Origin of the sequence: Vibrio viridaestus (assembly GCF_003856525.1) — a bacterium.
Taxonomy (GTDB): domain Bacteria; phylum Pseudomonadota; class Gammaproteobacteria; order Enterobacterales; family Vibrionaceae; genus Vibrio; species Vibrio viridaestus.
Window position 1 is genome coordinate 357802 of sequence record NZ_RJVQ01000002.1, and the last position, 20087, is coordinate 377888.

General features: G+C 42.3%; 22 protein-coding genes. 13 read left to right on the forward strand and 9 right to left on the reverse strand.

Annotated elements, in window-relative coordinates:
* Positions 1 to 134: 134 nt before the first annotated feature.
* From yghU to ybaK, 7 genes are all read left to right on the forward strand, one after another.
* Entirely contained in the window at positions 135 to 992 is an 858-nt protein-coding gene (gene yghU / locus EES38_RS05535) for a glutathione-dependent disulfide-bond oxidoreductase (RefSeq protein ID WP_124936178.1), read from the forward strand.
* A 305-nt stretch (positions 993 to 1297) separates the two neighbouring features.
* Positions 1298 to 1915 carry a YagU family protein gene (locus tag EES38_RS05540; RefSeq protein ID WP_124936179.1) on the forward strand — a complete coding sequence of 206 codons (618 nt, stop codon included), beginning with the start codon at positions 1298 to 1300 and terminating at the stop codon, positions 1913 to 1915.
* 140 nt (positions 1916 to 2055) lie between these two features.
* Entirely contained in the window at positions 2056 to 2460 is a 405-nt protein-coding gene (locus tag EES38_RS05545; protein WP_243694155.1) for a hypothetical protein, read from the forward strand.
* Positions 2444 to 2908, forward strand: coding sequence for a hypothetical protein (locus tag EES38_RS05550; RefSeq protein ID WP_124936180.1), 465 nt, complete (start codon positions 2444 to 2446; stop codon positions 2906 to 2908). The genes EES38_RS05545 and EES38_RS05550 overlap by 17 nt, the downstream gene beginning before the upstream one ends.
* Before the next feature lie 152 nt (positions 2909 to 3060).
* Positions 3061 to 3366 (forward strand): putative signal transducing protein, encoded by a 306-nt coding sequence (locus EES38_RS05555; RefSeq protein WP_124936181.1) that lies wholly within the window; start codon positions 3061 to 3063, stop codon positions 3364 to 3366.
* Positions 3367 to 3540: 174 nt separating this feature from the next.
* A complete protein-coding gene (gene ushA, locus EES38_RS05560) occupies positions 3541 to 5202 on the forward strand; it encodes a bifunctional UDP-sugar hydrolase/5'-nucleotidase UshA (protein WP_124936182.1) in 1662 nt (553 codons plus the stop codon).
* Between the two features lie 89 nt (positions 5203 to 5291).
* On the forward strand, positions 5292 to 5768 hold the full coding sequence (gene ybaK / locus EES38_RS05565; RefSeq protein WP_124936183.1) for a Cys-tRNA(Pro) deacylase: 477 nt from the start codon (positions 5292 to 5294) through the stop codon (positions 5766 to 5768).
* 40 nt (positions 5769 to 5808) lie between these two features.
* On the opposite strand, the gene EES38_RS05570 is transcribed toward ybaK, so the two are convergent.
* Positions 5809 to 7050 (reverse strand): uracil-xanthine permease family protein, encoded by a 1242-nt coding sequence (locus EES38_RS05570; RefSeq protein WP_124936184.1) that lies wholly within the window; start codon positions 7048 to 7050, stop codon positions 5809 to 5811.
* Between the two features lie 243 nt (positions 7051 to 7293).
* Between EES38_RS05570 and EES38_RS05575 the strand changes: the two genes are divergently transcribed.
* On the forward strand, positions 7294 to 8514 hold the full coding sequence (locus EES38_RS05575; protein WP_124936185.1) for a DUF2066 domain-containing protein: 1221 nt from the start codon (positions 7294 to 7296) through the stop codon (positions 8512 to 8514).
* 45 nt (positions 8515 to 8559) lie between these two features.
* On the opposite strand, the gene wrbA is transcribed toward EES38_RS05575, so the two are convergent.
* From wrbA to bepA, 3 genes are read right to left on the reverse strand one after another with little or no spacing between them, the layout of a single operon-like run.
* Positions 8560 to 9126: an NAD(P)H:quinone oxidoreductase gene (gene wrbA / locus EES38_RS05580; RefSeq protein ID WP_124936186.1), complete on the reverse strand. Its 567-nt coding sequence runs from the start codon at positions 9124 to 9126 to the stop codon at positions 8560 to 8562.
* Entirely contained in the window at positions 9126 to 9476 is a 351-nt protein-coding gene (gene arsC, locus EES38_RS05585) for an arsenate reductase (glutaredoxin) (RefSeq protein ID WP_124936187.1), read from the reverse strand. The genes wrbA and arsC overlap by 1 nt, the downstream gene beginning before the upstream one ends.
* A gap of 14 nt (positions 9477 to 9490) precedes the next feature.
* Positions 9491 to 10954 (reverse strand): beta-barrel assembly-enhancing protease, encoded by a 1464-nt coding sequence (gene bepA / locus EES38_RS05590; RefSeq protein WP_124936188.1) that lies wholly within the window; start codon positions 10952 to 10954, stop codon positions 9491 to 9493.
* Between the two features lie 303 nt (positions 10955 to 11257).
* Here bepA and EES38_RS05595 point away from each other — a divergent pair, with 303 nt between their 5' ends.
* Positions 11258 to 12325: an AI-2E family transporter gene (locus EES38_RS05595; protein WP_124936189.1), complete on the forward strand. Its 1068-nt coding sequence runs from the start codon at positions 11258 to 11260 to the stop codon at positions 12323 to 12325.
* 144 nt (positions 12326 to 12469) lie between these two features.
* Positions 12470 to 14341, forward strand: a complete 1872-nt coding sequence (locus EES38_RS05600) for a methyl-accepting chemotaxis protein (RefSeq protein ID WP_124936561.1) — start codon at positions 12470 to 12472, stop codon at positions 14339 to 14341.
* Positions 14342 to 14405: 64 nt separating this feature from the next.
* On the opposite strand, the gene bcp is transcribed toward EES38_RS05600, so the two are convergent.
* Positions 14406 to 14870, reverse strand: a complete 465-nt coding sequence (bcp, locus tag EES38_RS05605; protein WP_124936190.1) for a thioredoxin-dependent thiol peroxidase — start codon at positions 14868 to 14870, stop codon at positions 14406 to 14408.
* 335 nt (positions 14871 to 15205) lie between these two features.
* Here bcp and dapA point away from each other — a divergent pair, with 335 nt between their 5' ends.
* Positions 15206 to 16084, forward strand: a complete 879-nt coding sequence (dapA, locus tag EES38_RS05610) for a 4-hydroxy-tetrahydrodipicolinate synthase (RefSeq protein ID WP_124936191.1) — start codon at positions 15206 to 15208, stop codon at positions 16082 to 16084.
* Between the two features lie 68 nt (positions 16085 to 16152).
* A complete protein-coding gene (bamC, locus tag EES38_RS05615; protein ID WP_124936192.1) occupies positions 16153 to 17169 on the forward strand; it encodes an NlpB/DapX family lipoprotein in 1017 nt (338 codons plus the stop codon).
* Positions 17170 to 17184: 15 nt separating this feature from the next.
* On the opposite strand, the gene EES38_RS05620 is transcribed toward bamC, so the two are convergent.
* Genes EES38_RS05620 through EES38_RS05635 form a run of 4 tightly spaced genes read right to left on the reverse strand, consistent with a single transcriptional unit; the run spans position 17185 to position 19571 of the window.
* Positions 17185 to 17388 (reverse strand): DUF2897 domain-containing protein, encoded by a 204-nt coding sequence (locus EES38_RS05620; protein WP_124936193.1) that lies wholly within the window; start codon positions 17386 to 17388, stop codon positions 17185 to 17187.
* A gap of 9 nt (positions 17389 to 17397) precedes the next feature.
* Positions 17398 to 18072, reverse strand: coding sequence for a M15 family metallopeptidase (locus tag EES38_RS05625; RefSeq protein WP_124936562.1), 675 nt, complete (start codon positions 18070 to 18072; stop codon positions 17398 to 17400).
* Positions 18073 to 18074: 2 nt separating this feature from the next.
* The gene (dapE, locus tag EES38_RS05630; RefSeq protein ID WP_124936194.1) at positions 18075 to 19208 is read right to left on the reverse strand and encodes a succinyl-diaminopimelate desuccinylase; all 1134 of its coding nucleotides are present in this window, start codon (positions 19206 to 19208) and stop codon (positions 18075 to 18077) included.
* Between the two features lie 12 nt (positions 19209 to 19220).
* Positions 19221 to 19571, reverse strand: a complete 351-nt coding sequence (locus EES38_RS05635; RefSeq protein WP_124936195.1) for an ArsC family reductase — start codon at positions 19569 to 19571, stop codon at positions 19221 to 19223.
* 204 nt (positions 19572 to 19775) lie between these two features.
* On the opposite strand from EES38_RS05635, the gene EES38_RS05640 reads away from it, so the two are divergent.
* Positions 19776 to 20057 (forward strand): winged helix-turn-helix domain-containing protein, encoded by a 282-nt coding sequence (locus EES38_RS05640; RefSeq protein WP_124936196.1) that lies wholly within the window; start codon positions 19776 to 19778, stop codon positions 20055 to 20057.
* Positions 20058 to 20087 lie beyond the last annotated feature (30 nt).

The window sequence follows — 20087 nt, forward strand, 5'->3', positions numbered from 1 at the left end:
TTTCCAAGGACTTTATCGAATCTCGCCGCTTTCTATTTCGATTCAATATCGATACTCTCAATCTTTACTCTAACCAGAAACTAATACTATTTGATGGTATGGATAGCCCATCTTAGTAAATGTGAGGAAAGACTATGACGTCACAATATGTACCACCTAAGATCTGGGTGAATGAGTCTGCTGGAGCCAACAAATGGGCCAATATTAATAGTCCGGAATCGGGTGCTCGGTATGAAAAGTCGCTTCCTGTTGGTCAACATGATCTTCAGTTGTATTCACTTGGGACACCCAATGGACAAAAAGTCACAATTTTACTCGAAGAACTTTTGCTCTTAGGTGTTAAAGAAGCCGAGTATGATGCTTTCCTTATCAACATTGGCGATTCAGAGCAATTTTCTTCAGGGTTTGTCGCTGTGAATCCTAACTCTAAAATTCCAGCTCTGGTTGATAAAAGTCAGAGTGAGGAAGTGAATGTTTTCGAATCGGCTTCTATTCTGGTCCACCTAGCGGAGAAATTTGGGTATTTTCTTCCTTCAAATGGTATCGCACGGACTCAAGTATTTAATTGGTTATTTTGGGCCCAGGGGGCAGCACCTTTCGTCGGTGGTGGGTTTGGACACTTTTATGCTTATGCGGACGAAAAACAGGAATACCCAATTAATCGCTACACAATGGAAACGAAACGCCAGTTGGATGTTCTGGATAAACAATTATCTCAGCATACGTATATCACTGGTGAAGAATATACAATTGCCGACATGGCTATTTGGCCGTGGTATGGAAATCTGGTTTTAGGCAATCTATATGATGCGGCAGAATTTCTACAGGTCAACGGTTATACCAACGTTCTTCGATGGGCGAGGTTGTTGGAAGCTCGCACTGGAGTACAACGAGGCCGTATTGTTAACCGATCGTGGGGGGAGCCTTGGGAGCAACTACCAGAACGTCATTCATCAGTCGATATTGATCAGGTCCTTAGCTTAAAGCCCTAAAGTTTACTTAGGCAGCGATATTCGGCTCTGTTTGTCATTCTGAGTCGAATTTCAATTTTCTACCTTCGTTCCGCTAGCAATACTTCTCATTGAATTTATAGAGTGATACCCCTATAAATTGACTATTTATTTGGCATTTGGAAATAAAACATATGCAACTGAAATAAAAAGAGTTTGTTGGTTGCAATTATTTTTATGAAACCGGTATTTTTTAAGATTTATTTTGATCTACATTCGTATTTCACGTGCTTCTACAGTGATATTGTTCACCCATCGGTTGAAACACATTTTATGGTGGGAATCATATGAATATATTTGAACAAACAGATCCTTCTCGCAGACGTTACGGCTTGGCTGCATTTATTGGTTTAATTGCTGGTATTGTATCTGCATTTGTAAAATGGGGAGCTGAGCATCCACTTCCTCCTCGTAGTCCTGGTGATATTTTTAATGCCGCTTGTGCTCCAGAGTCATTGATCCGCGCCGCTGACCAAATTGACTGTTCACGCAACTTCCTTAACCCTCCCTATGTTTTCCTACGTGATTGGTTAGGAGTTGTCGATCCAAATGCAGCAGTCTATGAATTTGCGGGACATGTATTTAACTGGGTAGGTGTTACTCACATCATTTTCTCAATTGTGTTTGCTGTTGGTTACTGTGTTGTAGCAGAGCAATTTCCAAAAATTAAGCTTTGGCAAGGTCTTCTAGCTGGTGCTTTGGCTCAATTGTTTGTGCACATGATTACATTCCCTCTAATGGGATTAACACCACCACTATTTACTCTTCCATGGTATGAGCACGTATCAGAGATTGTGGGTCACCTAATTTGGTTCTGGTCGATTGAAATTATTCGCCGTGATTTACGTAACCGTATTACAAACGAGCCTGATCCTGAATATGCAATTGGCGGAAAGATTCGTTAATTAGCAAATTGATAAGAGTTGTAAAGGTCGCTTAGGCGGCCTTTTTTTATATAGTTTAATCAGATAGCCATATCAGAAGTGATAGTGAAACAAACGTATTCTTATATATTGGATTAATATGACAATTTGGACTTTTCACTATGATAAACAAAGGTGTTCATATAGTTTATGGCGATGCTTTGTTATTACATAATGAGAGGTTGAATATGGCTGGTGTTATGTCCTATTGCCGTATCCAAAATATGGAAGTTAGTTCTAAAATGAAAGGCTATTTAGACAGGATTCACTCCAAAGTGGAATTAGGCAATTATCTAGCTATTGCTATCTCTAGTGTGCCTTTAATCCAATTGTTTAGTGAAAGAGTTAGACCTCATAAGTTGATCAAAAATATTGGTGAGTACGATTGGGAAGAGTTTGGCCAAGCTATGAGAAGTGTCCATGAAATCACTCGAGTTGAAGTCAATACGATTGCTGATGAAGCAAGATTATTCAGCAACAGTAAAGAATCAAAATTCTGGAAATGTGTTTATGAAGCTACTAGGTAAGGTCATTGTTACTCTTGGTGTTTTTCCATTGTTTGCAAATGCGGATGCAGAAACCCTAAGTCAATCATTTAATGCGCTAAATACACAGACCAGTCTATGTATGGAGTATAAGAAAAGAACGGTTAATACCGACGATCAGTGGTTGCTGGACTTAACTGAAAATCAGCTTAAGGTTGCTCTTTTAGAGTTAAATGCAAAAGCAATGGAAAAATGCACATTAAAGCAGCGTGAGAGTTATTCCTATCAGCTTGTTATCGATGCAGCCGAGTCGGGAGATCTAACCAAGCTTCATCAATGGGTAAAATTAAATTCCCCTCAAAAAAATGATGATTACAACTCAATATTCAAAGATGTTCCATCTAAACAGTTATCGCGAGTTTCTCATTTGCCTGAATTCAAATACCCATTCGACACGTTAAAATCGTTACAAGCGATTCAAGCGAAGTAGTGATCTAATCTGTCTTTGTTATTTGTCTGCTTCTGAGTCTTACAGCGTGATGGGTATTTGCGTCTGTCATATATCATTACGCTATTTATCTCGTGATTCGCTTAATCTGCATTTATCCTTTATCTTTTCTAGAAACGATCAGAAGAGTCACTATGAAGCTTGTTTATACTCATGAAAGTAAAATTCTCGTTGATTCGGTACGTCTGTTACTTGAGGAAAACGGTATTTCGACCACGCTTAGAAATGAGTTTTCCAGTAGCGCTGTTGGGGAATTATCGCCGATTGATACTTGGCCTGAAGTATGGGTCGATGAACATAGTTACCTTCGTGCAACTAAAGTTATTGATGCGATGAACTCACAGATCGAAGAGCGTGCATGGCGGTGTTCAGGTTGTGGTGAAGAAAATGAAGCCACGTTTGAGATCTGCTGGAACTGCCTGAAAGAGAGAGTCGAGTAAGATTCCGAAGTGGCAGAGTAGGGCGATTTATTATATAACTGACTAGTTGTTCAGGTTATTGTTCATTATGAAAGCGTTTCAAGCATGAATGATAATAAAAACGCAAACTTATAACTCATTGTCGATGCTTATCGGCACATCGTTCAGTAGTGGCTACAGGATCAAGGAAAGATTATGGCATTGCATATAATCAAGAAAGTCATCATAACATCGTTATTCGTCACTAGCCTTATAGGGTGTAGTGCTTCTCAGCCAGAACATTGGCAACAAGACAAAACCTACCACCTTACAATATTACATACTAATGACCACCATGGCCGATTCTGGACTAACAGTTATGGTGAATATGGTATGGCAGCACGTAAGACTCTCATTGATAGCATTCGTAAGGAAGTCACTGAAGACGGTGGAAATGTCCTTCTTTTCTCTGGTGGTGATATCAATACGGGGGTTCCTGAGTCCGATCTACAGGATGCAGAACCTGATTTTAAAGGGATGAGTCGGATTGGCTATGATGCGATGGCTTTGGGGAACCATGAGTTCGATAACCCTTTAAGCGTGCTCAAAAGGCAGGAAGGATGGGCTAACTTCCCACTACTGTCTGCCAATATCTATGACAAGAAAACAGGTAAGCGCTTATTTCCTGCCTATAAGATGTTTAATGAACAGGGGATTCGAATTGCTGTTATTGGTCTGACGACCGAAGATACGGCGAAGATTGGTAACCCGGAATATATTAGTGGTATAGAGTTCAGAGATCCCAAAGCTGAAGCCAAGAAAGTCATAGCGGAATTACGCAAGACAGAGAAACCTGATTTGATTTTCGCCATCACGCACATGGGGCACTATCAGAACGCTCAACATGGGATTAACGCACCTGGTGATGTTGCCTTAGCTCGATACTTACAAACGGGCAGTCTCGATATGATTGTTGGCGGACACTCGCAAGATCCCGTGTGTATGGAAGGACCTAATGTCATCAATAAAAGGTTTCAGCCAGGAGATGACTGTAAGCCCGATTTCCAAAACGGCACTTATATCGTACAGGCTCATGAATGGGGTAAATACGTCGGTCGTGCTGATTTCGATTTTCGCAATGGTAAGCTAACAATGGTGCATTACGCTCTTGTACCAGTGAATCTTAAGAAAAAAATTGAAGTCAATGGTGAGAGTCAGCGAGTCTTTGTTACCAAAGAGATCCCGCAAGACCAAGATATGTACAACTTCCTGAAACCATATCAGGATAAAGGACAGTCATCGTTAACGGCTAAAATTGGTAGTACTAACGCGCGTTTAGAAGGTGATCGTAATGTGGTGCGCTTTAGCCAAACGAATCTTGGACGTCTCATCGCAACTGCGCAAATGGAAAGGGTCAATGCAGATTTCGGTATTATGAATTCAGGTGGTGTTCGTGATTCGATTGATGAAGGTGATATCACTTATAAGGATGTGTTAAAAGTTCAGCCGTTTGCTAATCAGATCACTTATGTTGATATGAGCGGTGCTCAAATTCTGGATTATTTGAATCAGGTTGCAACAAAACCAGTCGATTCTGGAGCCTATGCTCAGTTTGCTGGTATTTCTATGACGGTTGCGCCTGGTGGCGTGTCTAACGTTATGATTCAACGTCAGCCAATCGATATCAATAAAACCTACCGTTTTTCTATCCCAAGCTATAATGCTGCTGGTGGCGATGGCTATCCAAAGTTAACTGGTCATAGTGGTTACGTGAATACCGGTTACGTGGATGCTGAAGTGCTCAAAGATTATATTGAGAACCATTCACCGGTCAATCCTGCATCGTATGAACCGAAAGGCGAGATCGTATACGAGTAATTGATTCGTAAGCCATTTAGCGTTAGTTTAAGGCGACCGTTTGGTCGCCTTTTTGATCAAGTCCTTTTATTCTCGTTCTGGGTGATGTTATGACTCCAGCCATTAATTTAGTAAAAAAGAAAAAGATTTCCCATCAAGTTCATCAGTATGAACACGATCCTAATAGTGCCAGCTATGGCCTAGAAGCAGCAGAGTTACTTGGTCAAGATCCCAAGACAGTGTTTAAAACCTTATTGTTTTCTTTGAATGGCGAAGCTAAAAATCTTGCCGTTGCTATTATACCGGTTGATCACAAATTGAATCTTAAGTTAGCTGCGAAAGCGGCTGGCGGAAAGAAAGCTGAGATGGCTAATCCTGATATAGCTGAAAAAACGACAGGATACATCGTTGGTGGAATCAGTCCTCTTGGACAGAAGAAGAGCTTACCCACATTCATTCATCATAGTGCTGAGACATTGGAATCCATGTGTGTTAGTGGTGGTCGAAGAGGGTTAGAAATCGAATTAGCTCCTAAGGATTTAGCGCTATTAACCCGAGCAAAATTTGTTGATCTGTTCTTGGAATAATCGTTTCCCCGGCGTCATACCGGGGAACGAAAAGATTTAATTAATCTTCAATTTGTGCATTATCGACGACGTGAGTTTCGCCAATATCTTTCGGTAAGACAAGATTGAGAAGGATAGCAACAATACCGCACAAGCTCACGCCTTGTAGACTGAACTCCCCGATACCAAATGCCATACCACCTATACCGAATACCAGTGTAACGGCAACAATCACTAGGTTACGTGATTTATGCAGATCAACATTGTTTTTGATTAGCGTATTCAGGCCAACAGAAGCGATTGAACCAAATAGCAGAATCATAATTCCGCCCATGACTGGCACAGGGATCGTCTGCAAAATAGCGCCTAGTTTTCCAACTAACGCCAGTACGATTGCAGTAACGGCTGCCCAAGTCATAATCACAGGGTTGAATGCTTTTGTTAGCATTACAGCGCCAGTTACTTCACTGTAGGTTGTATTTGGTGGCGCGCCAACGAAAGCTGCTGCCATTGTTGCAATTCCGTCACCCGTAATAGTGCGGTGCAAACCTGGCTTTTTCAGATAATCTTTACCAGTTACGTTGGAAATCGATAAAATATCGCCTACATGCTCAACCGCCGGCGCGATAGCAACCGGAATCATAAATAATACCGCGTTAATATTGAACTCAGGAAAGGTAAAGTTTGGTAGCGCAAACCATGCTGCGTCATGTACTGCTTTGAAGCTCACGACACCAAAATACAAGCTTAATAAGTAGCCGACGATGATCCCTGCAAAAATAGGGAGTAACTTGAACATGCCTTTTGCAAAGACGCTGACAAAGATGGTTGTTAGCAAGCTGGCACACGAAATCCACAGAGCTGCTTGGCCATCAACTAACTGAATTGAGCCATCACCACTTTTGCCCAGAGCCATATTTACTGCTGCTGGAGCGAGTCCAAGACCAATGACCATGATGATTGGGCCCACAACGACAGGAGGAAGAAGCTTATGAATGATCTCTACGCCTTTTACTTTAATGACGGCGCCAAGCACGACATACACTGCGCCTGCAGCAAGCAGTCCACCCATTGTTGAGGCGATACCCCAAGATTGAACACCATACATAATTGGAGCGATAAAAGCGAAGGATGAAGCGAGGAAAATTGGAACTGAGCGACGGGTAATAAGTTGGAAAAGAAGGGTTCCGACACCGGCTCCAAATAGAGCAACGTTCGGGTCCAGTCCTGTTAGGAGCGGGACCAATACAAGCGCACCAAATGCAACAAACAACATCTGAACGCCTAAAATGGCATTTTTCATTACGATTTCCCTATGTTAAAAAACAAATTCTGTGGATTCTATCACCTATTTAATCGTTTGCCATTAACTCACAATAATTTTATTGACCGTTTGGATAGGTCTGCTGTCAAAGATAGAACAACACAATTTATGTCGTAGTTTGAGTGATAATCGTATTTATTGCCTTTAGTTTTGTTCGTTTTCTTGCCGTGAACCGAAGAGTTGCTTATGATCGGCAAATCTATTTTTAGGTCTTATTGAGTTATGCGTTATTTAATTGTTTTTCTCTTAGGGCTATTTTCTCTCGGCACCAACGCTGCAGTTAAAGTAGACCTTTATCATACTGAAGTCGTGCTTGACCAAGGACAGTCAGACAGTGATGCTGAAATCCAAGGTATGGAAAATGTCATCGTCAAAGTGAGTGGTAACAAAACGGCTCTAAATAATCCTGTGATTAAAAAAGCGTTATCTAATACCAGTCAGTATTTGACAGAGTTAGGCCGGAGTAAGACCAGTGATAATCAAAGTGTCCTTAAGCTGGGATTTAATCCAAGACAAATGAGAGAATTAATTACACAGGCTCAGGTTGCTTATTGGCCGGATACCAGAACGAATGTATTGGTTTGGTATGTTGAAGATGATGGATACCAGAGAACGATTTCTTGGGAGAACGTCGGTGGGGAAAGTGTCGACGCGATTAAGAAGGAAGCGGATCTACGTGGTTTACCTGTGACGATTCCGGTTGGTGATTTCGACGATGTCACCAATATTGAACCATCGGATCTTTGGGGTAGTTTTCTCAAGCCTATCAGTGAAGCCAGCTCTCGATATCAGCCCGATGCCGTTTTAGTCGTTCGAGCACAAAGCGATGGCTTACGTTGGGCTCTTTATGATCAGCCAGCAGAGCAAATTGCACAGGATATTCAGTCGCCAATGATCGGTTCAGCAAGTCAGGGTGGCTCCGAAGCGATTTATTCAATGATTGATGAAGTCGCTCAATATTACGCGAAAAAGAACAGTGTCATCATGTCACAAAACAGCACATCGTCATCATCAGTCAAAGTTCAAATCAGTGGTTTGGGCAATGCCATGGACTTTTTTGCTGTCGAAAACTCGTTGAAAGGCCTACCGTCGGTTGCTTCTTTAGATGTCAGTAAAGCTGAGTCAGATTCTGTTGTTTATACCGTTCATCTGCTTTCCGACGAAAATACGTTTGAGCAAGAGCTTAACCGGGTCGGTCGATTAGTCAAAGAAGAACAGGATTATCAATCAGATTCTATTGGTGCTGATACTGATGACACTCAGAATGTGAGTAATGATACGTCGAATAGTGAAGTCTCCGATGCGAGTAATGCAGAGATGTCTTCAGCGCAGCCTGACGTCCAAACGCCTGATTCAGTAACTCATAACACTCAGGCCATCGCTGGGACAGATTCCGTTTTAGATGTCGAGAAACCGTCTATTTTGTATTATCGCTGGCAATAATTTTTGCATACGGCTTTAAATAGATCATAAAGGCTTAACCAATGGTTAAGCCTTTAATTTTTTTGCTATTGATGCGAGCCGCTGACCAAGCTTTTTAGCGAGATCTTGCTCATCGCTTGATAGTTTTGATGAGTTATCCGCGAGATGAGACGCTCCGTAAGGAGAGCCTCCTGTTTGCGTTTTATGCAGAAGAGGTTCGCTATAGGGGATACCGACTAAGATCATTCCGTGGTGTAAAAGTGGCAAGTGCATTGATTGCAGAGTACTTTCCTGTCCACCATGTAATGATGATGAAGAGGTAAATACACAAGCCGGTTTATCGATCAGTGCTCCTTTAACCCACAGTGTTGTCGTTGAATCCCAGAAATGTTTCATTGCTCCCGGCATATTGCCGAACCAGCATGGACTACCAAAGGCAAGTGCATCGGCAGATTCTAACTCTTGTAACGTTGCGTAGGGATAATCCGAAGGCTCTGACTGTTCCCAGTCTGGCACGGTCCTTAGTATGGCTTCACATCCCACTACTGACTCTATTCCTCTGGCTATATGTCTCGCAAGATTCAGAGTCGAACCATGCCGACTGTAATAAAGAACGAGAACTTGTATCGACATTATAAGATATCTAATACCTGTTCTGGTGGACGTCCATGGCGGGCTTTACCATTGGACACAACAATAGGTCGTTCGATCAGTTTTGGGCATTTCACCATAGCATCAAATAATTGCTCATCGGTGACAGATTTGTCGCCAAGGTTCATCTCTTTATACTCGGTTTCTTTTTTTCTCATCATGTCTCTGACAGATGTTAACTCAAGCTGCTTGTAGAGGGTCTTTAACTGCTCTTTGGTTAAAGGTTCATCCAGATATTGTACAACTTCTGGTTCAACACCATTGGTTTGTAGTAGCACCAAAGTCTCACGACTTTTTGAACATCTTGGATTGTGATAAATAACGACCGACATACTGTCTCCTTGAATTATTGTTTTAGTGCCATAAACTGGTCACGCTTAGCAATAAGCTGATCAATCCTGGCGTCGTATCTAGCTTGCTCCAGACTTCCTAGTTTTGCGAGTTGACTTGCCTGAGTATAGAGCTGAATCGCCTGATCCCAATCTGCCTTCAGTGCATAAAGTTCAGCTCGTGAGGCCAACTCTTCGGCTTGATCTCCGTCTTGAGCATCTGCTTGTGACAATAAAGACCAACCGACAGTATCTTCCGGATGATCATGAGTATAGCGTTGTAATATCTTAATTGCCTTATCGTTTTGCTTTGCTTCTAAAAGAGCATTCGCATAGTTGACTGTGATCACTCTGTTATTGGGTGCTTGCTGCAAAGCTTGCGCCATCAACTCAACCGATTTCTCCGGTTTTTTCGCATCGATATTAAGGTCTGATGCAACATCGAGATAAAATAAATTCTGTGGGTCCTGAGCAAGTAGCTTATCAATGATCGGTTTCGCTTTATCGAGCTTCTTATTGTCGAGATAGACAATAGCTCTGCCGTATTCCATTGCTGTGTGGATTATCGGGCTGTCAGTCTTGTCATGTCTTCGTAACCAATCAAGTGCCGCTTCTTCATCTAAACCACTATAGCGTGAAACGATTCGAGATCTGGCCAATTGGAACGCCAAAGAAGGTGCCAATTTTACATGGGAGTAGTGGCTGGCCCTTTCCCGGCTATCGGTAATACGCGATTGAGGCAATGGGTGAGTCAGAAGCATTTCTGGTGGGGTACTTGCGTAGCGATATTCATCTGCCAGTTTTCCGAAGAAATTGGGCATAGCATAAGGATCGAATCCAGCACGAGCCAAAGTGGCAATACCGAAACGGTCGGCTTCTTTTTCGTTAGATCGGGTGTAGTTGATTTGGCCTTGGACACTGCCAGCTGTGGTTGCTGATAGTGCCGCCACTCCAGCTTGCGGTGCTGCGATAGCCAGTAACAAAGAACCCGCAAGAGCCGCTATGGTCGCTGGTGTTCGTTGCGCTTCCGCTTCCATACTACGAGCTAAATGTCGCTGGGTTACGTGAGATATTTCGTGCGCTAAGACTGACGCGAGTTCACTTTCTGATTTGGTGTGAAGAAATATCCCGGAATGCACAGCAACATGCCCACCAAAAAATGCAAATGCGTTGATTTCTCGGTTGCGGATAATGAAGAAATAGAACGGTGTTTTTACGTTCTCAGCATTTGCCACCAGACGATGACCTAGATCGTTAATGTAGTCATTCAAAACGGGATCATTAATGATGGGTTGGCTGCTACGCATCGTTCTCATATACGCATCACCATAAATATTCTCTTGATCGACCGTCAATGTCGAGCTCGCAACCGTACCAATATCGGGTAAATCGATGTCTTTACTGCTCGCTACCGGAGTGAAGCAAATCGAAGCAGATATGCTTAAACTCAGCGCTTTTTTGACAAATTTATCTAACTTCATATGGGGTCAGTCTTCCTGTTTTCGTCATTACTTGGACATTGAGCAGAGAAGAAGGTTTCTAAGCCTGGTAATTATTCATATCATTAGACCTATCGCTTTGTACTAACTGTGGCAACTCATATAAAAGTCTATACAATGGGTCTGGCTACTTAAGATAATGAAACCTAATATACCTGAGCTCGCTCAAGATGCAATTAAGTATAATATTGATTTATGTAGCATAATTTAAATTTCGACGACATTTAGACGCTAACTCGCTCAGAGTAGTGGAAAATCAAGTTAGTATAAAAAGGGCTGTAATATATGTTCGAGATGATAAGTCGTTGGTATAAGAGACGCTTTTCCGATCCTCACGCCGTCAGCTTAATTGCGATTCTGCTTTTTGGTTTTATTGTTATCTACTTTTTTGGTCACCTTATTGCTCCTCTTCTGGTGGCTATTGTTCTTGCTTATTTACTAGAATGGCCTGTCGCAAAGCTTGCGAAATTTGGCATGCCCCGAACGCCAGCCGTTATTTTTGTCATTCTTTTGTTTATTGGCTTTATGTTGCTTGCTTTGTTTGGGCTGGTTCCAACCATTTGGAAGCAGGTAGGAAATCTTATTAATGATATTCCTAATATGTACAATAAATTGCAGGTGTCCATTGCCCACTTGCCAGAACGCTACCCTGAGTTAGCAAATCTTGAAATCGTGGAGTCAATCATGGACAACGCGAAAAATCAGGCATTGTCGATGGGTGAAAAAGTCGTGAAAGGATCACTCTCGTCGTTAGTCAGTATTGCGACTTTAGCTATTTATCTGATTCTTGTTCCGTTACTGATTTTCTTTTTGCTTAAAGACAAAAGTGAAATGATGTCGACAGTTAAAAATCTAATGCCCAAGAATAGGGAGTTAGCCAACCAGGTTTGGGTTGAGATGAACCAACAGATTTCCAATTACATTAACGGCAAGGTTCTCGAAATTATTATTGTCGGTGGGGTAAGTTATGTGACTTTTGCGTTGCTTGATTTGCGTTATGCCGTGTTGTTATCTGTGGCTGTCGGCTTTTCGGTCTTGATTCCCTATATTGGAGCAGCTGCTGTCACGGTTCCTGTTGCCATTGTTGGACTTTTCCAGTGGGGACTGACGTCTGATTTTTATTGGTTGCTGTTAGCGTATGGCATCATTCAGGCATTGGACGGTAACGTATTGGTTCCTATCTTGTTTTCTGAAGCCGTGAACCTTCACCCTGTTGCTATCATTGTCTCCGTTTTAGTCTTTGGTGGTCTTTGGGGCTTCTGGGGCGTCTTTTTTGCGATTCCATTAGCGACCCTAGTCAAAGCGGTTTGGCGGGCCTTGCCTAGTATTGATGACGATGCTGCTGCGACGTAAGAATAGTCGCTTGTTATCGAATGGTTAATATTTTGTCACAATTTTTACCCTTATAAATGATAAAACGCTAATTAAAGTTTTTCTGCAAACAGCCGATTACTGCATATAATTACTGCAGTTTTTTGTTTGGAGTCGAAGGTTGTGATGAAATTTAGCTATAAGGTTGTAGCGGCTTCTTCTGCGTTGTTACTTGCAACGGTTGGTTTGTTGAGCTTACACCAATTGAGTACGGTGAAACAGGAAGTCACCGGTCTAGTAAGTAATAGTTTGCAGGAGATCGTTGTTGGCGTTGAAAACACGATTACGTCTCAGATGGAAGGCACACGCAGACTTGCATCTGCAGTGACACAAGCTGTTGAGGTTGACCCGGAAAATACCGATTACGTAAAATCATTGATTGAGAAGCCCGCAATAAAATCGAGTGTTGCCGGGGTGGGGATTGGCTACGAAAAAGACGGTAAAGTTGTTGAGAATATTGATGGCTGGACCCCCAATAGTGACTATGATCCTCGAGTCAGACCGTGGTATACCGAAACAAAAGCGATAAAAAAAATCTACGTGACTAAGCCCTATCTTGATATGGCGACCAACACGATGATCATATCTATCGGAACACCGGTTCAAAAAGCGGGACGTTATATTGGTACCATGTTCTATGATGTGAACCTTTCTGGTCTTGCTGATTTAGTCAATACTGCCAAGTTATTCGATGCTGGGTATCTGTTTATCGCGACGGACGATGGGATTACCATCGCACACCCGAATGCTGAGTTTAACGGTAAAAATGTGAGTGAATTTTTACCCGATATAAAGCTTAAAGATGGCCTGCAAGATATTGAGCTGAACAACAAAGAGTTCATTGTCGATTTCGAGCGTTTACCTGGAGAAAACTGGTACGTTGGTGCTGTTGTCGATAAAGAGAAGGCGTTCCAGGCTATTACTAAGGTACGTAATAGCTCGATTATTTATACCGTTATCGGTGTTGTAATCAGTCTTCTGATACTAACCTACCTACTGAAAGTTCTTATGCGTCCTCTTGGTGCTCTGAATGAAGCCATTAAAGACGTTGCTTCGGGGAAAGGCGATTTGACCAAGCGTCTGGATGAAAACACCGATCCTGAATTTGCCCAGCTTGCGGTAGGTTTTAACCAATTTATCGCGTCACTTCAAAATCAGATGAAGCTGTCTAAATCAATTAGCAGTGATATATATTCCGGTATTGAAACCACACTAGGAAATGCGAAAAAGTCATCTGATGCTATGCAGAGTCAAATGAAAGAGCTGGAGCAATTGGCAACCGCAATGAATGAGATGGCTGCAAGTGCTTCAGAAGTGGCTTCCAATGCTCAGGGAGCGGCAGCAGCAGCTCAGGAAGCCGATAACGCGACTCAGGAAGGCTCTGCTGTAGTTAGTGAGACGACAGCATCAATTGATCAATTGGCTTCCCGAATTGATCAGGCGGTAGAAGAGGTTGAAGGGCTTGAGTCGGCGACCGCCAATATCGAAACCATCTTAAAAGTCATCAACGATATTGCTGACCAAACTAATCTACTGGCACTTAACGCGGCAATTGAAGCTGCTCGTGCTGGAGAGTCTGGTCGCGGCTTTGCCGTCGTTGCAGATGAAGTCCGTACACTTGCTCAAAGAACACAACAGTCAACCACTGAGATTCGTACAATGATTGAGCAATTGCAGTCTGGTGCGACTGCAGTATCCAACGCGATGAAAGAAAGTAAAAATACGACTGTTGCAGCGGTTGAAAAGTCACAGTTTGCGAATGAAGCACTTGTGAAAATAAGAGGCGCAATTCAACAGATAAATGACATGAATATGCAGATTGCATCAGCCGCTGAACAACAAAGTTTGGTGGCAGAAGAAATCAATAACAATACGTTTAAGATTAAAGATCTGAGTAGCCAAGTCGCTGAATCTGCGGAGATCTCTAATAAGCAGACTCAGGAGCAGGCGAGCAAAGTAAGAGAACAGGATAACTTGCTGAATAAGTTTGTTGTCTGATAAAAATTAGAAATGAAGTAGATAGAATAAAAATGCCAGCAATTGCTGGCATTTTCTTTGGAATTTATTGATTGAGATAATCAAGAATAACCTGATGGTGGTCTTTTGTTTTAAATTTATTAAAGACGTGCTCGATGACACCATTTTCATCAATTAAAAAGCTGATACGATGCAGTCCATCGTATATTTTACCCATAAATTTCTTCTCTCCCCAGACTCCATAAGCATCCGCGGTTTGATGATCTTCGTCGGATAGCAGCGTGAAATTCAGTTCATCACGAGCAGTAAATTTTTCAAGGCGTGGTACAGCGTCGATACTAACACCCAGAACAACAACGTTCAGGTCATCTAACTGTGTTTTTATATCGCGCAAACCTTGTGCCTGAACAGTACATCCCGGGGTCATTGCTTTCGGGTAGAAATAGAGCAGGACTTTTTTACCTTTTAAGTCAGAAAGCGTAACAGTTTCGCCATTTTGATTTTGTAATGAGAAATCAGGAGCCGTTATACCTGCTTGTAATGTGTTCATTGTTTATCCTTTTTCGAGCTTTACGTTAACTTGATATCAATTTAGCGATTTTATCGGATTTATTTGCCTAAGACATGGTAGCATAAAATCATTCAGTGTATTGTTTGGTCTGTTGTTTCGCTCTGGGGTTACTGATCTCCAGAGCAACCCTCCGTTTTAGAGAGTGTTGCCTACCGGAAATTCGGCTCCTGCCGATAAGAGTGACCCAATAATTAGAACCAGATCAATCAATAATAAATATTCACCAAATTAGCAAAAATAAGCGCAACGAATCACTTGTGTTTATTCATCGCATTACAGTACCATGCAGGTAGTATCAACCTAGGGAGAAAGACATGTTTTCTGGAAGTATTGTCGCATTAATTACACCTTTTAGACCCGATGGCGAAGTGGATTACATCAGTCTTAAGAAGCTGGTTGATTTCCATGTAGAATCAGGCACTGACGCTATCGTTTCTGTAGGTACTACAGGCGAATCTGCGACTCTTAGTATTGAAGAGCATGTCAAAGTTGTTGAAAGAACAGTTGAATATGCTCAAGGACGTATCCCTGTCATTGCGGGTACAGGTGCGAATGCAACGCACGAAGCATTAACGTTTGCTCGTTTATTGAATAATACAGGTATTGCGGCGTGCCTAAGTGTTACTCCGTACTACAACAAGCCAACTCAAGAAGGTATGTACCTTCACTACAAAGCTATTTCTGAAGAAACGGATACTCCACAGATACTTTATAACGTACCTGGACGTACCGGTGTTGACCTTCAACCAGAAACTGTTGGTCGCTTGTCAGAACTTAAAACCGTTGTTGGTATTAAAGACGCAACTGGTGATGTTAGTCGAGTTAAAAAACATCGTGAACTTTGCGGCGATGATTTTGTCCTACTCAGTGGTGATGACGGTACCGGCTTTGAATTTATCAAGCTAGGTGGTAACGGTGTTATCTCTGTAACGAATAACATAGCGGCGGCAGATATGGCTAAAATGGTTCATTTGGCGCTGGAAGGACGATTTGAAGAAGCTCAGACCATTAATAATCGATTAATGGGATTGCATAAAAAACTGTTTATCGAATCAAGTCCAATTCCGGCTAAATGGGCTGCAGAAAAGATTGGAATCATCGAGTGTGGACATCTTCGTTTACCAATGACTCCACTTTCTGAGTCGGCAATCCCTGCTGTTGAGCAGGCGATGAAAGATGCTGGCCTTCTATAACAAATAGATAGCAGTATGAAAAATGTTTGCCGAGGTAACAAGTGCCTCGGCTTTCTATAGGAGTTTCAATGAAGTTTTCTTGTCAGCTGGTGAGTAGTACACTAGCTGTTTTAGTTTTATCAGCTTGTTCAAATAATGCGGTTGAGCGTAAGCAGGCCGACGATGATTTTGCTTACCTAAATGCTCAGTCACTCCAGGATTGGAAATACCCACGCAACGCTTTACCTGAGTCCAGCTCTTTATATCAGATACCTCAAGGACAGTATAAAGGGTCTATAGGAACGGACGTTGATATTCGACCTCCCCAAGAAATTTTGACACTTCTATCTGGTGTTAGAGTCGATCAGCGTAGTAACACTGCTGAGCTATGGATGGTAAAAAATGGTACCGCAGACAAAATTTGGCGTGAGATTACTCAGTGGCTAAATGCATCTGGTGCCTCTTTTACTGAACAGAGCAGTAGTGTCATTCAGACTGGTTGGGTAACTTGGTCTCCAGAGGATGAGCCTAATCCGGTGTTAGGTCGCTATCAGTTTGAAAAACTGCAGAAGACGGGACAGGATGGAATTCAGGTTAAGCTTTTGGAACTGAAGCAAGGCAGCCAGTCGCTTAGTCAAAATGAGTCAATGGTAGATCGTTATACAGCTGTGATGGCCAATAATATCGTGACCCACTATGACGATAAGCAGCGAGCAGATGAAGCAAATCGTATACGTAGTCAAATGAATAACATTGCTGTTCAGATGGGGTCTGACCGAAGTGGGCTTCCTGTTATCATTGCTCGCGCACCGTACAATGTTTTATGGGAACGCTTGCCTGATGCTATTATCAGAATCAATATGGCAATACAGGATAGAACTCAATCACAAGGTAGTATCAAAGTCGACTATACGACACCTGATGACGATGTTTGGGCATCCTTCCGTGTTGAACCTCTCCCGTTGAAGAAAGGTTCTTATACATTGCTGCTTGGTGATTTGGGTAACCGTACTTCAATTAACCTAACGGACTCAAAAGGCAAACCGGTATCGGAAGATACATTAAAATCTTTTGCTGATATTCTTTCTAAACTTCTTGAAAGATAATGGTTAAAAAGGCGCTTATTCAGCGCCTTTTTTGTCATTCTTTTCCTTTAATTCTTGCTGATGTTTTTTATCTAATGCAATGAGTCTGTCTAAATCCTGATCTTTCTTTTTATACGCATCTAGATTTTTGGGTGTCATATATTTGAAGGCAACCATATTACCGATAAGAACAATCATAATTAACGGTATTATGACCCAGGGAGACGTCAAGATATCCATTGTTATCACCTACACAGACAGGTTACTAATATACCTAGTGTAGAGGGATTCAAGCTGAGGTAAAACGATATTTTTGCCAAGAAGCGGTTCATCTCGCAATTGTTGAGCAAGAAGTTCGGGCGTTAACTGAGTGAGAAAGGCTTGAGTTGCCACTTGATGACTGATGTGCCAGGGTTCTGGAGCAACCCCCCCTTTATCTTCACGATAAGGATAATAAAATCCGTACTTTTCTACGTTGATTTGCATCCACTCGAAAAACTTAGCTTGATGACCAGTTAAGTATTCCCAGGGTTCGAGTTGTAGTGACGTTGCTTGAGGGAGAGATAGTTGATCGTAAACATCAAAGTCTGTTCCCCAATGATGTCGGCTGGCTCCCGGTAGCGCCGACCAGCGCATAATAGCATGAACTTTTGCATCGTCCGAAAGCAGGGAAGTATCAAGTGGTTGGCTCTCTGTATCTAATACCGTTCTGGCACCTGAAAACTTCCCATTCCATATAGAGAGTTGTCTATCAAAACTCCTGAACCCACTTGCGATATGGAGGTTGAAACCAGCCTCATTTGCCGCTTTAATCAGTGCTTTGATATCTGATATCACAAGTGTGTGAATATCAAATTCCTTTTGCCCTAATAATAGCGGTTTTAGGTGGCTGGTTACTTTCCCAGTCAGTTGTTCAGGAGTCATGATCATGCTAGTGCATGCTCCAGAACTTTTTCGTACATATCCGTTAGTTTTTCAAGATCAGCGATACTAACGCACTCGTTCACTTTGTGTATAGTCGCATTGACTGGACCAAGCTCAATGACTTGAGCTCCCATCTGCGCGATGAAACGTCCATCAGAAGTGCCACCAGTGGTTAATAATTCAGGAGCTTTGTGGTTGACCTCGGTAACAGCGTTGACGACCGAGTCCAATAAAGTACCTTTATCAGTTAAAAATGGTAATCCGTTAAGGGTCCAATTTAGCTCGTACTCTAATCCGTGAGCATCTAACGTTGAGTGTACTCGACCTTTGATCTCATCAGCGGTGAGCTCGGTACTAAAGCGGAAGTTAAACTGCACGTTAAATTCACCAGGTATGACGTTTGACGCGCCAGTACCAGCATGCACGTTTGGAATCTGGAAGCTGGTTGGTGGGAAATAGTCGTTGCCGTTATCCCACTTAGTTTCCGCTAATTCAGCTATAGCGCGGAGAGACTGATGTACTGGGTTACGTGCTAAATGAGGATACGCCACGTGTCCTTGAATTCCTTTTACCGTGAGGTCGCCTGTCAATGAACCACGTCGACCGTTTTTCACTACATCGCCCACAGAAGTGGTACTCGACGGTTCTCCAACAATACACATATCAATGATTTCATTTCTATCGCGAAGTGTATCGACAACACGAGTGGTTCCATTGATAAATGGACCTTCTTCATCAGATGTGATTAAAAAGCTAATTGATCCTTTGTGGTTCGGGTTATTGGCGACAAAGCGTTCAACAGCAACCACCATACATGCCAGAGAGCCTTTCATATCTGCCGCACCGCGACCATGTAGGTGACCATCGATTATGGTTGGCTCAAAAGGAGGGGTATGCCATTGCTCTACCGGGCCAGATGGAACAACATCTGTATGGCCAGCAAAAGTGAATAATGGTGCTTCTGTACCTTTACGTGCCCAGAAGTTAGTTGTGTCTTCAAACACCATGACTTCAATTTCAAAACCAAGTGCTTTCAGACGCTCAATCATCACGTCCTGACAGCCGGCATCTTCTGGTGTAACAGATTTACGGCTAATGAGATCTTTGGTCAGTGCCAATACTGGACTGTCTGTCATCCTTGGTATCCTTTATTTTGAAAATAGGTTCGCATACTGTTCTGGTTTAAAACCAATGTGTAGGTTTCCGTCAATAGAAAGAACAGGGCGCTTAATCATGGCTGGGTATTCTACTAGAAGTTGTATCGCGGAATCGCTATTTATTTCGTCTTTTTGCTCTTGAGTTAATTGGCGATACGTTGTTCCGCGTTTATTAAGGACGGTCTCCCATCCAAGCTGTTCACAAAAGCCAGATACCATCTCTTGATCGACTCCTTGCTTACGAAAGTCGTGAAACGTAAATTCGATATCATTGCTTTCTAACCATTTTTTGGCTTTTTTGATGGTATCGCAGTTTGGGATACCATACATGACCACAGACATACTCTCTCCTCAACATATCGCGGTTTTTCTTATTTTGCCAAATCCTAGCAGGAAGTGACTGAATTCACAAAATATGCGATTAAGTATTCAGACTGATAATGAATATTGCAAACCAGTTGCATGACTGAAAGATCTATTGATCGAGCGCAACACACGCCGTACGAAAACAGAAATAATGGTGTAGCACAATAATAGGAGGTTTCGATGGAGTTGAGTCCTGTTTTTGCACGGAGATTGTACTTAGCGTATCTTGTTGAAAATACAGAAAGACCGAATGTTCCAAAATTAATTGAACAGACTGGTTGGCCACGTCGTACAATTCAGGACGTGCTAAAAGCGTTGCCTGGTATCGGTATTGAGTTGATGTTTATTCAAGATGGTCGTCGTCATAATGATGGTTATTACAAACTGTCTGACTGGGGGCCATTTGATAGTCAATGGATTTTAGACCGTCAAACGGATATCGAATCGAGCATCGCCCGGTGATCAAAAAGCCAGAAGCAATCTGGCTTTTTT

Coding starts and splice junctions, on each gene's coding strand:
- EES38_RS05625 (WP_124936562.1), bottom strand. CDS start 18,072: ATGACTCCTGAACAACTGACTGGGAAAGTAACCAGCCACCTAAAACCG.
- dapA (WP_124936191.1), top strand. CDS start 15,206: ATGTTTTCTGGAAGTATTGTCGCATTAATTACACCTTTTAGACCCGAT.
- EES38_RS05600 (WP_124936561.1), top strand. CDS start 12,470: ATGAAATTTAGCTATAAGGTTGTAGCGGCTTCTTCTGCGTTGTTACTT.
- EES38_RS05545 (WP_243694155.1), top strand. CDS start 2,056: ATGATAAACAAAGGTGTTCATATAGTTTATGGCGATGCTTTGTTATTA.
- EES38_RS05595 (WP_124936189.1), top strand. CDS start 11,258: ATGTTCGAGATGATAAGTCGTTGGTATAAGAGACGCTTTTCCGATCCT.
- EES38_RS05635 (WP_124936195.1), bottom strand. CDS start 19,571: ATGTCTGTGGTCATGTATGGTATCCCAAACTGCGATACCATCAAAAAA.
- yghU (WP_124936178.1), top strand. CDS start 135: ATGACGTCACAATATGTACCACCTAAGATCTGGGTGAATGAGTCTGCT.
- EES38_RS05540 (WP_124936179.1), top strand. CDS start 1,298: ATGAATATATTTGAACAAACAGATCCTTCTCGCAGACGTTACGGCTTG.
- ushA (WP_124936182.1), top strand. CDS start 3,541: ATGGCATTGCATATAATCAAGAAAGTCATCATAACATCGTTATTCGTC.
- EES38_RS05575 (WP_124936185.1), top strand. CDS start 7,294: ATGCGTTATTTAATTGTTTTTCTCTTAGGGCTATTTTCTCTCGGCACC.
- dapE (WP_124936194.1), bottom strand. CDS start 19,208: ATGACAGACAGTCCAGTATTGGCACTGACCAAAGATCTCATTAGCCGT.
- bcp (WP_124936190.1), bottom strand. CDS start 14,870: ATGAACACATTACAAGCAGGTATAACGGCTCCTGATTTCTCATTACAA.
- EES38_RS05550 (WP_124936180.1), top strand. CDS start 2,444: ATGAAGCTACTAGGTAAGGTCATTGTTACTCTTGGTGTTTTTCCATTG.
- ybaK (WP_124936183.1), top strand. CDS start 5,292: ATGACTCCAGCCATTAATTTAGTAAAAAAGAAAAAGATTTCCCATCAA.
- EES38_RS05570 (WP_124936184.1), bottom strand. CDS start 7,050: ATGAAAAATGCCATTTTAGGCGTTCAGATGTTGTTTGTTGCATTTGGT.
- wrbA (WP_124936186.1), bottom strand. CDS start 9,126: ATGTCGATACAAGTTCTCGTTCTTTATTACAGTCGGCATGGTTCGACT.
- EES38_RS05555 (WP_124936181.1), top strand. CDS start 3,061: ATGAAGCTTGTTTATACTCATGAAAGTAAAATTCTCGTTGATTCGGTA.
- arsC (WP_124936187.1), bottom strand. CDS start 9,476: ATGTCGGTCGTTATTTATCACAATCCAAGATGTTCAAAAAGTCGTGAG.
- bamC (WP_124936192.1), top strand. CDS start 16,153: ATGAAGTTTTCTTGTCAGCTGGTGAGTAGTACACTAGCTGTTTTAGTT.
- bepA (WP_124936188.1), bottom strand. CDS start 10,954: ATGAAGTTAGATAAATTTGTCAAAAAAGCGCTGAGTTTAAGCATATCT.
- EES38_RS05640 (WP_124936196.1), top strand. CDS start 19,776: ATGGAGTTGAGTCCTGTTTTTGCACGGAGATTGTACTTAGCGTATCTT.
- EES38_RS05620 (WP_124936193.1), bottom strand. CDS start 17,388: ATGGATATCTTGACGTCTCCCTGGGTCATAATACCGTTAATTATGATT.